This is a genomic window from Mycobacterium angelicum (assembly GCF_002086155.1).
In the GTDB taxonomy this organism is placed as follows: Bacteria; Actinomycetota; Actinomycetes; order Mycobacteriales; family Mycobacteriaceae; genus Mycobacterium; species Mycobacterium angelicum.
The window spans coordinates 31,646-41,397 of the sequence record NZ_MVHE01000049.1 but is presented as its reverse complement, the minus strand read 5'-3'; the positions used below and the strand labels follow the sequence as shown (position 1 = coordinate 41,397).

Annotated in this window: 10 protein-coding genes; 5 read left to right on the top strand and 5 right to left on the bottom strand. The window is 69.6% G+C overall.

What is annotated here, in order from left to right; all coding sequences use genetic code 11:
* Both BST12_RS32165 and BST12_RS21760 read left to right on the top strand, forming a co-directional pair.
* The coding region (locus BST12_RS32165) for a hypothetical protein (protein ID WP_211281326.1) at nucleotides 1-1,018 on the top strand (1,018 nt) is incomplete at its 5' end.
* A gap of 11 nt (nucleotides 1,019-1,029) precedes the next feature.
* On the top strand, nucleotides 1,030-2,046 hold the full coding sequence (locus BST12_RS21760; RefSeq protein WP_083115301.1) for an NAD(P)H-dependent flavin oxidoreductase: 1,017 nt from the start codon (nucleotides 1,030-1,032) through the stop codon (nucleotides 2,044-2,046).
* Here the strand turns inward: BST12_RS21760 and BST12_RS21755 are convergent.
* Entirely contained in the window at nucleotides 2,006-2,710 is a 705-nt protein-coding gene (locus BST12_RS21755; protein ID WP_083115300.1) for an O-methyltransferase, read from the bottom strand. The genes BST12_RS21760 and BST12_RS21755 overlap by 41 nt on opposite strands.
* 127 nt (nucleotides 2,711-2,837) lie before the next feature.
* Here BST12_RS21755 and mymT point away from each other — a divergent pair, with 127 nt between their 5' ends.
* Nucleotides 2,838-2,984 carry a copper-binding metallothionein MymT gene (mymT, locus tag BST12_RS21750; RefSeq protein WP_083115308.1) on the top strand — a complete coding sequence of 49 codons (147 nt, stop codon included), beginning with the start codon at nucleotides 2,838-2,840 and terminating at the stop codon, nucleotides 2,982-2,984.
* A gap of 22 nt (nucleotides 2,985-3,006) precedes the next feature.
* Here the strand turns inward: mymT and BST12_RS21745 are convergent, their stop codons facing one another.
* From BST12_RS21745 to BST12_RS21730, 4 genes are all read right to left on the bottom strand, one after another.
* On the bottom strand, nucleotides 3,007-5,139 hold the full coding sequence (locus tag BST12_RS21745; RefSeq protein ID WP_211281327.1) for a glycoside hydrolase family 3 protein: 2,133 nt from the start codon (nucleotides 5,137-5,139) through the stop codon (nucleotides 3,007-3,009).
* Between the two features lie 77 nt (nucleotides 5,140-5,216).
* Nucleotides 5,217-5,735: a TIGR04338 family metallohydrolase gene (locus tag BST12_RS21740; RefSeq protein ID WP_083115298.1), complete on the bottom strand. Its 519-nt coding sequence runs from the start codon at nucleotides 5,733-5,735 to the stop codon at nucleotides 5,217-5,219.
* Nucleotides 5,732-6,481 (bottom strand): DUF2786 domain-containing protein, encoded by a 750-nt coding sequence (locus BST12_RS21735; RefSeq protein WP_083115297.1) that lies wholly within the window; start codon nucleotides 6,479-6,481, stop codon nucleotides 5,732-5,734. Before BST12_RS21735 ends, BST12_RS21740 begins: the two co-directional genes overlap by 4 nt.
* Before the next feature lie 35 nt (nucleotides 6,482-6,516).
* A complete protein-coding gene (locus tag BST12_RS21730; RefSeq protein WP_083115295.1) occupies nucleotides 6,517-7,356 on the bottom strand; it encodes an alpha/beta hydrolase in 840 nt (279 codons plus the stop codon).
* Between BST12_RS21730 and BST12_RS21725 the strand changes: the two genes are divergently transcribed.
* Nucleotides 7,304-8,404: a sigma-70 family RNA polymerase sigma factor gene (locus tag BST12_RS21725; protein ID WP_083115293.1), complete on the top strand. Its 1,101-nt coding sequence runs from the start codon at nucleotides 7,304-7,306 to the stop codon at nucleotides 8,402-8,404. The genes BST12_RS21730 and BST12_RS21725 overlap by 53 nt on opposite strands.
* Nucleotides 8,401-9,747: an alpha/beta hydrolase domain-containing protein gene (locus BST12_RS21720; RefSeq protein WP_083115291.1), complete on the top strand. Its 1,347-nt coding sequence runs from the start codon at nucleotides 8,401-8,403 to the stop codon at nucleotides 9,745-9,747. Before BST12_RS21725 ends, BST12_RS21720 begins: the two co-directional genes overlap by 4 nt.
* Nucleotides 9,748-9,752 lie beyond the last annotated feature (5 nt).

The window sequence follows — 9,752 nt, the reverse complement described above, 5'->3', positions numbered from 1 at the left end:
CGGCGTGAACGGCGACGGCGGGGCCGGCGGCGTCGGCGGCAACGGCGGCACCGGCGGTTACGGCGGTCCCGGCGGCTACGGCGACGACGGCAACAACTCGGCCGGCTACGCGGGCGGCATGGGCGGCGCCGGCGGTACCGGCGGTACCGCCGCACCGGGCGGCATCGGCGGCAACGGCGGCGGTGGCGGCTTCGGCGGCACCGGCGGCGTCGGCGACGACGGCAACAACTCTGTCGGCTACGCCGGCGGAGCCGGCGGCGTGGGTGGTACCGGCGGCGTAGCCGGCCCCGGCGGCGCTGCCGCCGGTAACGGCGGCCCCGGCGGTCTCGGCGGCAACGGCGGCTACGGCTACACCGGTGGCACCGACCAAACCGGCTACCAGGGCGGCACCGGCGGCGCGGGTGGCGGCGGCGGCGCCGGTGGCGCGGCGGGTGCCGGTGCGGCCAACGGCAGTGGTGGCACCGGCGGCCAAGGCGGCGTGGGCGGCGGCGGCGGTGAAGGCGGAATCAACGGCACCACCTACGACGGCCTGACCGGCGGCCAAGGCGGCACCGGCGGCGCCGGCGGCGCCGCCGGACAAGCCGGCTCCGGTGCGGGCACCGCGGGAGCCGTCGGCGCCGGCGGCATCGGCGGCATGGGCGGCACCGGCGGTGTCGGCGGCACCGGCGACGATTCCGGCAACGGCGGCACCGGCGGCCAGGGCGGCACCGGCGGCGCCGGCGGCAACGGCGGCACCGGCGTCATCACCGGCCAGGCCGGCGGTGCCGGCGGGAAGGCCGGCAACGGCGGCACCGGCGGCAACGGCGGCAGCGCGTCGGGCTCCGGCAACGGCGGCAACGGCGGCACCGGTGGCGACGGCGGCGCCGGCGGCATCGGCGGCAATGGCGCCGGCGCGCCCGGCGGCCAGGGCGGCACCGGCGGCCAGCCAGGCGGCGGCGGCCAGGGCACCGCACCCGGCGGCGTCGGCGGCGGCCCCGGAAACCTCGGCGCCGACGGCCTGGACGGACATACCGTCTAGCCTCGATAGCGATGGACCTTCTCGACCGGCTGCGGCTCGACGTTCCGGTCGGCCAAGCAGGTATGGGCGGCGGCCTGGCCGGTGCACCGCTGGCGGCCGCCGTCGCCAACGCCGGCGGCCTGGGCACGCTCGGACTGGTCACGCCACGCCAACTGCGCGCCGCGATCGACCAAATGCGCGCCGATGCGCCCGGGCGCGCGGTGGCGGTGAACCTGCTGCTGCCCTTCACCACTCGCCGGCATGTCGCGGTCTGCGTGCAGGCCCGCGTCGACGTCGTCGTGCTGGCTTTCGGCGAGCCGCGCGGACTGGCCGAACAGCTGCGCGAGGCCGGGGCATTCGTCTTCGTGATGGTCGGGACCGTAGAGCAGGCGCGCGGTGCCATCGCCGCCGGCGCCGACGGTTTGATCGCCCAGGGCCGGGAGGCGGGTGGGCATCTCGTCGGAACCGCGGCGGCCCCGGACTTTCTGCCCCGGGCCCTGGCCGTCGCGGGCGACCGGCCGGTGTTGCTCGCCGGTGGCATCGCCACCGCCGCCGATACCGAGGCCGCCCTGGCCGCCGGGGCCAGCGGTGTCATCGCCGGAACCCGTTTCCTGCTCACCCACGAGGCCAACGCCAACCGTGCCTACCAGCAACGAGTTGCGCAGGCGGACAAGACGATCGAGACCAATCTGTTCGGCGTCAGCTGGCCGCTTAGACATCGGGTGCTGCCCAACGATGCCACCCGCCGGTGGTGCCGCGACGACGGCTGGGCCAAGGCCTTGCCGGCCGCGGTGAATGTGGCCAGCGGGCCGCTGTCGGCGCTCGGCTACCTGGATCCCGGCAAGCTGGTGGGGCTGCAGTCCCCGCGGCTGCCGGTCTTCACCCCGGCGGCGCTGCTTGCGACCATGCCCGATTCCTGGGTGGAGCGCGCCGCGCTGTATGCCGGTGAAAGCGCGCTGCGCCTGCACGAGATCACGTCGGCCGCCCAGGCCGTCGCAGACCTGAGCCCTACTTCACCGTCGCGATCGCGAACCCGTCCCAGCCCTTGACTCCAACCGTCTGAATCGCCGCGGTGTCCAGGCGGGAATGCGAACCCATCACCTGCAGCGTCTGCCGCGTCGCGGCCACCTTGGCTCGGTCGGTCGCCAGGTCGGTCGCTAGGCCGGTCTCTAGGTCGGTCTCGAGTAGCACCCGGCCGTTGCGAATGACGTTGTCCACCACGATCACCCCGCCGGGACGAGCCAACCGGACCGCCCACTCCAGGTAGGCGAGGTTGTTCTCCTTGTCGGCGTCGATGAATATCAGGTCGAACGGGTCACCGGTCACCGTCGGCAAGGTGTCCAGCGCCGCGCCGACCACCACCTGCACCCGATCGGCCACCCCGGCGCGCTGCAGGTTCACCCGCGCGACCTCGGCGTGCTTGGGCTCGTATTCCAGCGTCACCACCCGGCCCTGCGGGCCCGCGCCGCGGGCCAGCCAGATGGTGGAAAAACCGCCCAGCGTGCCGATCTCGAGGATGCGCCGCGCCTGCATCGCCCCGGCCAGCAGGCTCAGGAACTTGCCTTGCTGCGCCGATACGGCGATGCGCGGCAAGCCGGCTTCGTCGCTGGACTGCAGCGCCGCGGACAACGCCGGGTCCTCGCCCAGCAGTGTGGCGTCGAGAAACTCATCGACATCCTTCGGAGAAGGTACGGAAGCTGATTCGCCGGACATGCCCGAAACGCTACGCCGCGGGCATATCCGACCCACCCCCCTTTTACCAGATACCCGTATGGGGTATAGTCGGAAGTGGAATTGCCAACCGGGACTTGCGTCCCACGCAGAGATGAAGGTGACAAACATGACGAACTATGAAGCCGGAACCCTGCTGACCTGCGGCCACGAAGGCTGCGGCTGTCGCGTTCGCATCGAGCACGAATGCCACTGCCCCTCAGAAGGACAGACCTACCAGTGCGCCTGCGGCGAGGAACTGGTCCCGGTCGAGTGAGCCCGACGGCCGGTCGTGCGTGTCACCGCCCGAACGCGCGACCGGCCAACTCGGCCTCGGCCACCAGTGCAAAATCGGCCGCCGATGCGCCCACCGCAACCCGATAAGTCCCCGGCTCGATCCGCCAGCTTCCGTCGTAGTAGCGGGCAAGCAGTCGCGGATCGGCCTCGATCGCCACGCGACGGGTCTCGCCGGGATCCAGCTCGACCCGCTCGAATCCCAGCAGGCGCGACCGGGGTTCGGTCAGATGCAGCTGCGGGACATCGGCGCCGGCCCGATCGCCGGTGTTGACCACGGTAAAGCTCGCGCTGACGGTGTCGCCGCCAGTGACCGTCAGGTCGTGGTACTCGAAGCTGGTGTAGGACATGCCGTGACCGAACGCGAACATCGGGTCCTGGCCCGTTCGCGCGAACCAGCGGTAGCCGACTTCCGCGCCTTCGGAGTATTCGATGCTGGTTGCGGTGCCCCACTGGGCACCGAGATCGGGCAGCACCGGCCGCGGCGTCTGAGCTAGATCCACCGGGAAGGTGATCGGTAGCCGACCGGACGGATTGACTTGTCCGACAAGGATTTCCGCGATCGCCCGACCTCCGGACTGGCCCGGATACCACGCCTGCACGATCGCGTTCACCATGTCCCGCCAGGGCATGTCGACCGGGTTGCCGGTCTCGAGCACCACAACGGTATTCGGATTGGCCGCGGCCACGGCGGCGATCATCGCATCCTGGCCCCACGGCAGCGACAGATCGGGGATGTCGGCGCCCTCGGCTTCCACGCGTACCGCGAAGACGATCACCAGCTCCGCCCGTCGCGCCGCCAGCACCGCCTCGCCCGGACTGATCCCGGGGTCGAACTCGATCTGACTGTGTGGCAACAGCTTTCGCAGCTCATCCAGCGGGCTCGACGGCAGCAGGTAAAGGTTGCGCAGTCCGCCCGCCAGCCCGGGCCCGCCGATGGGAATCACCTCCGCATAGCCGCCGGGCGGCACGACGGCGCTGGAACCACAGCCGGTCGGCACCCCGCGCTGCGCGTAGCCGCCGATGACCGCGATCCGCGCGGACGGCGCGATGGGCAGCGCGCCGCGATTCTGCAGCAGCACGATTCCCTGCCGCGCGATCTGTAGCGCAATGTCGTTATGCGCAGCCATATCCGGTGCCGGGGCGGCATCCCAGCGGTCGATTCCGATCGCGAACACCGACCGCAGAATTCGACGGACCATATCGGACAGGCGCTCTTTGGATAGCCCGCCGTCGCGGTAGGCGTCGCGCAACGCCTCGCCGAATGCCTCCGACTGCCATAACAGGGCGTCGATCTGCGCGCCGCATTCCTGGTCCAGGCCGGCGACCGCACACTCCCAGCCTGGCGTCCCACCCCAATCGGACATGGTCCAGCCGCGGTATCCCCAGGCGCCTTTCAGTACGCCACCGATCAGCCCGGCGTTCGCGGCGGCATATTCGCCGTTGATCTTGTTGTATGCCGTCATCACCGCGCCCGGTTGCGCGCGCTCGATGGCGATCTCGAAGGCCAGCAGGTCGGATTCGCGGTGCGCATCGGGATCGATGATCGCGTTTAGCCAGTGCCGGTTGGTCTCGTTACAGTTCAGCGAATAGTGCTTGGCGGTCGAGATGACACCTTCCTGCTGTATGCCGTTGATCGATTCGGCGGCCATGACCGCGCTCAAAAGCGGGTCCTCGGAAAGGTATTCGAAGTTGCGGCCATTGCGCGGATCGCGGGCCAGATTGATGCCGCCGGCCAGCAGCACGTTGAATCCGCGGCTGCGCGCCTCCCGGCCGATCGCCCGGCCCGAGGCGCGCGCCAGCGCGGGGTTGAAGCTGGCGGCCAGCGCCAGGCTGGCCGGCAGGGCGGTGGCCGTGTCGCCCGGCCGGAAACCGGGGTTGGTGACACCGAGGCTGGCGTCGCTCATCAACAGTGCCGGCACACCGAGCCGGGGCACCCCGGGCACGTATCCGGCGCTCATCGGGGTGCCCTGCGGAATGCGCTCGTCGTGCAGCGGCCACAGTTCGCCCATCCCCATCACGCCGAGCAGCAGTGTGAACCGCTCGTCGTCGGTCATTCGGGCCTCGACTTCGCGGGCCCGGGCGTCAGCATCGTCGGCGGGCGTGCTCGATTGGCCGCCTTCTCCTCGGGCCGCCATGCGGCCCGCATCGTCGGCGTCGGTGCTCGATTGGCCGCCTTCTCCTCGGGCCGCCGTGCGGCCCGCATCGTCGGCGTCTAGGTCGCCCACCGCACACCCTCTTTCGCATATACGACGCGCAACACGTGGCCCAGCTCGGGTCCCATCACCAACTCCGTCAACGTACAGATCGTCGCCACGAACTGCGGCCCGTGCGGTGGCGGGACCTGGCACAGATGATGCGCCACTTCGTGCAGTACCACCAGCTCTCGCATCGCCCAATCGGCGGTGCTCCGGTCGGGGACCGCGATTATGCCGGTGCCATCACGGTTTTCGTAGTGTGCGGCGGTGGCGGCCCGGCGCGCACGCACCCGCAGCGGAGCCACCTGCGGCCATTCCTCCCGCACGGCCGGCAGCGCGAGCACGTCGTCGACATAGCGCTGCACGGAGTCCACCGACGCGAACCGCCCCTCCGGTGGCAGCGTCAACTGGGTGCCGAAGAACTCCACCGCCGGTGAGCCGTGTTCGGCGGCGCGATCGAATAAGGTGCGCACGAATTCCTCGGCCGCATACACCTTGGCGCGCTGGGCATCCCGAGGCGTCTCGGCCTGCGTCACCGGCCCAGCGCGGCCCGCGCCCCGGGCAGCGCGGCACTGTTACCGAGCCGCGCCTGCTTGCCGGCCCGGTCGCCCGCGCGCCGCGCCGCCGACGAATACCCCGCGGTGGCCCGGTTGGCTTGCCAGGTACCGCGTGCCTTCGATGCGCTGCGATAGTGGTCGCGCAGCTCGACCTCTTTGTCCCGCAACGCAATAGCGGTGCCCGGCGCGCGGCCCCGGTCCTTGGTGACCTCGCGCCGCGTCTGCTCGCGGGCCTCGGCCAGCCGCTGCCCCACCCGAACCCCGAACGCCAGCTGGAAATTGAGCCGGGCGGTGATGGTCGGTGTCGGCCGGTGCGCACCCGAGGCCAGGTAGGCGTCCGAGGCCCGCACCATCTGCACCACCAGGCTGGCGTACAGCGCGTGGCTGGCGTCGATGTCCTCGCTGAACCCGTAGGCATAGACGAACGTCGAGTTCGAGGCCACGTCGCAGCGCACATCGTTGGCCGATGCGATGAGCACGAAAAGCTGTACGTAGGTCCGCAACCCGCGGGTGCCCGCCGCGCCGATGGTGATGGTGCGCTGCGTTGGGGCTTGGGCCGCTGAGCGTTGGGCGGAGTGGGAGCGGGCCACGGCCAGATCTATGGACGCCGCCGTGGCCAACCGTTGCGCCGCGCTCAGGAACGCATCGGACTCGTGCTGGTTGTCGGTGCCTTCGGCCTGACGCAGCAGCGCGGCAATGCGGGACAGCATCTTGTCGTCGGTCATGGCGCCAAAGTACCCAAGGGATACGACATCGGAAGTTACAGCCGCTTGCCGATCCACCCCACCACGTCGTCGAGCACCAGGTCGCGCTCCGGCTCGTTGAAGACCTCGTGGTACAGCTCGGGATATTCCTTCAGCGTGACGTCGGTGGATCCCACGCACTCGACCAGCTTGCGGCTGCCACCGATCGGGATCAGCCGGTCGGCGGTACCGTGCACCACCAGCAGCGGCGCCGTCAGGGCCGGTGCGCGTCGCGGCATGGTCTCGCCGACCTGCAGCAGCGCGCGACCCAGTCCGGCCGGCACGCGGCCGTGGTAGACCAGCGGGTCGTTGTTGTAGGCCTCCACCACCTCGGGGTCACGCGATATGGCGGTCAATTCGAGTTCCTGCACCGGTAAGCCAGGCACGACGACGCCCAGAACCTTGGCGGCCAGCGCCACCACCGGATTCACCAGGTCCTGTGCGGCCACCGCCGGCGCCGACAGCACCATCAGGTCATAGTTGTCCGGGCGCTCCACGCCGTAGGCGAAGACGATGCCGCCACCCATGCTGTGCCCGAGCACGATGCGCTTCAGACCGGGGTGGGCGCGCGAGGCGATCCCGACCAGGGTGTCGAAGTCGCCGGTGAACTCGGTGATGTCGCGCACCACCACTCGTTTACCGCCGGACCGGCCGTGGCCGCGGTGGTCGAGTGCGTAGGTCACCAGCCCGGCCTCGGCCAACCGTGCAACGACGTGGTCGTAGCGGCGCGCGTGCTCGCCCAGACCGTGTGCCAGCACGACTACCGCCTTCGGCGGCGTATCGGGTGTCCAGACGTCGTAGACGATGTCCACCCCGCCGACACCGTCGAACGTTCCTTCCGTGCGGGTGGTACTCATTACCGGCAGCGTAATGGCTCCTGCGCGGGGAATGTCAGAGACTCTGCGTAGGCTCGCTTGGGTGAGTGTGCTCGCACAAGATTCCCAAGATGAGCTGGGCGGCGACTTCTCCGCCCACGCCGAGCCCTACCGGCGTGAACTGCTCGCACACTGCTACCGGATGACCGGGTCCCTGCACGACGCCGAGGACCTGGTGCAGGAAACACTGCTGCGCGCATGGAAGGCCTACGACCGCTTCGAGGGCAAGTCGTCGGTACGGACCTGGCTGCACCGCATCGCCACCAACACCTGCCTGACCGCGCTGGAAGGCCGGCAGCGCCGGCCGTTGCCGACGGGGCTGGGGGCGCCCAGTTCCGACCCGACGGGCGAGCTGGTAGAGCGCGCCGAAGTGCCCTGGCTGGAGCCGCTACCGGACGTCTCGGGCGATCCCGCTGATCCCTCTGTGATCGTCGGGTCGCGGGAATCGGTGCGGCTGGCGTTCGTGGCCGCGCTGCAGCACCTCTCACCACGGCAGCGCGCAGTGCTGATACTGCGCGACGTGCTGCAGTGGAAGGCCGCCGAGGTGGCCGAGGCGATCGGCACCACCACGGTCGCCGTCAACAGCCTGCTGCAGCGGGCCCGGTCCCAGCTGGAGTCCGTCGGCCCCAGCAGCGAGGATCGGCTGGCCGCCCCGGAGTCACCCGAAGCCCAAGACCTGCTGGCCCGCTACATCGCGGCCTTCGAGAGCTACGACATCGACCGGCTGGTGGAGCTGTTCACCGCCGAGGCCATCTGGGAGATGCCACCCTTCACCGGCTGGTACGAAGGGGCGCACAACATCATCACCCTCATTCACCAGCAGTGCCCCGCCGAAACTGCCGGCGATATGCGGATGCTCCCGTTGATCGCCAACGGCCAGCCCGCAGCCGCCATGTACATGCGCCAGGGCGACCGGCATGTGCCCTTCCAGTTGCACGTGCTGGATATGTGCAACGGCCGGGTCTCGCATGTGGTCGCATTCCTCGACGGCGCACTGTTCGCTAAGTTCGGGCTGCCCGAGTCACTGTGACCCACGTCAGTCGCCCCGGCAAACCGCTTTTGTTGTTGGGCGCGTTCGACATTGACGACGTCGGTTACGTCGCCGAGGAGTTCTTCGTCTCGGGAACCGCCTCCTCCTTCGGCTCGGTCCCCGGCACCGCTGACTACACCACCCGGATGGTGGTGCTGACGCCGTCCGACCCGGCGCGGTTCAACGGCACGGTACTCGTCGAATGGCTCAATGTCAGTGGCGGTATCGACGCTCCGGCCGTGTGGATGATGGCTCACCGCGAGATCATTCGCGCCGGGTACGCCTACGTCGCGGTCTCGGCGCAAAAGGTTGGCGTGGACGGCGGCGTCAACCTGCTCGGCATGGACATGTCGCTCAAGAGTCAGGATCCGGCCCGCTACGAGTCGCTCAGCCACCCGGGCGACGCGTTTTCCTACGACATCTTTACGCAGATCGGCGAACTTGTCCGAACCGGCCTGGACGGCCTGAGCCCGCACCGGGTGATCGCGCTGGGCGAGTCCCAATCAGCGATGTTTCTGACCACCTACGTCAACGACGTGGACCCGCACGCACAAAGCTACGACGGTTTCCTGGTGCACTCGCGATTCGCCGGCGCCGCGCCGCTGGACGGCGATTCGATTTTCTCCGACTCGCAGTCACCGGAGGCGGTGACTTATCGGCACGATCTGCGCGTCCCGGTGCTCACGCTGATCACCGAAACCGACCTGCTGGGCGGGGTGCGGCATGGTTATTACTTCGCCAGGCAGCCCGATAGCGAGCGGCTGCGAGTGTGGGAGATTCCCGGCACCGCCCATGCCGACAACTACACGATCCAAGTCGCGCCAATAGATTCCGGACTCGCCCCGCTAGAGGCCATCGTCGCGGCCTACGCGCCGACCAACACCCTGATGGGTCAGCAGCTCGGGCACTACATCAATTTCGCGCCACAACACCATTACGTGGTGCAGGCGGCCATCTCCGCACTCAACAACTGGGTCACCAGCGGCGAGCCGGCGCCGTCGGCCACACCCATCAAAGTCGGCGACCCTGACCATTCACAGCTCCCGCCCGAGCCAATTCTCGACAGGAACGGAATCGCCCAAGCGGGGGTTCGGACTCCGTGGGTGGACGTCCCGGTGGCCCGAACGTCCGGCATCGGCGCGCACGACAGCGTGATGACCATGATCTTCGGCTCCGGCGAACCCTTCGACGCCGCCACCGTGGCCCGGCTCTACCCCGGCGGAGTCGCGGAATATCTCGACAGCTTCACCGCCGCGCTCGACAGCGCGATCGGGTCGGGGTTCATCCTGGCGGCCGACCGTGGGGAGATCCTTGAGCTCGCCGCCGCGACGTACCCCAATTAGGACTT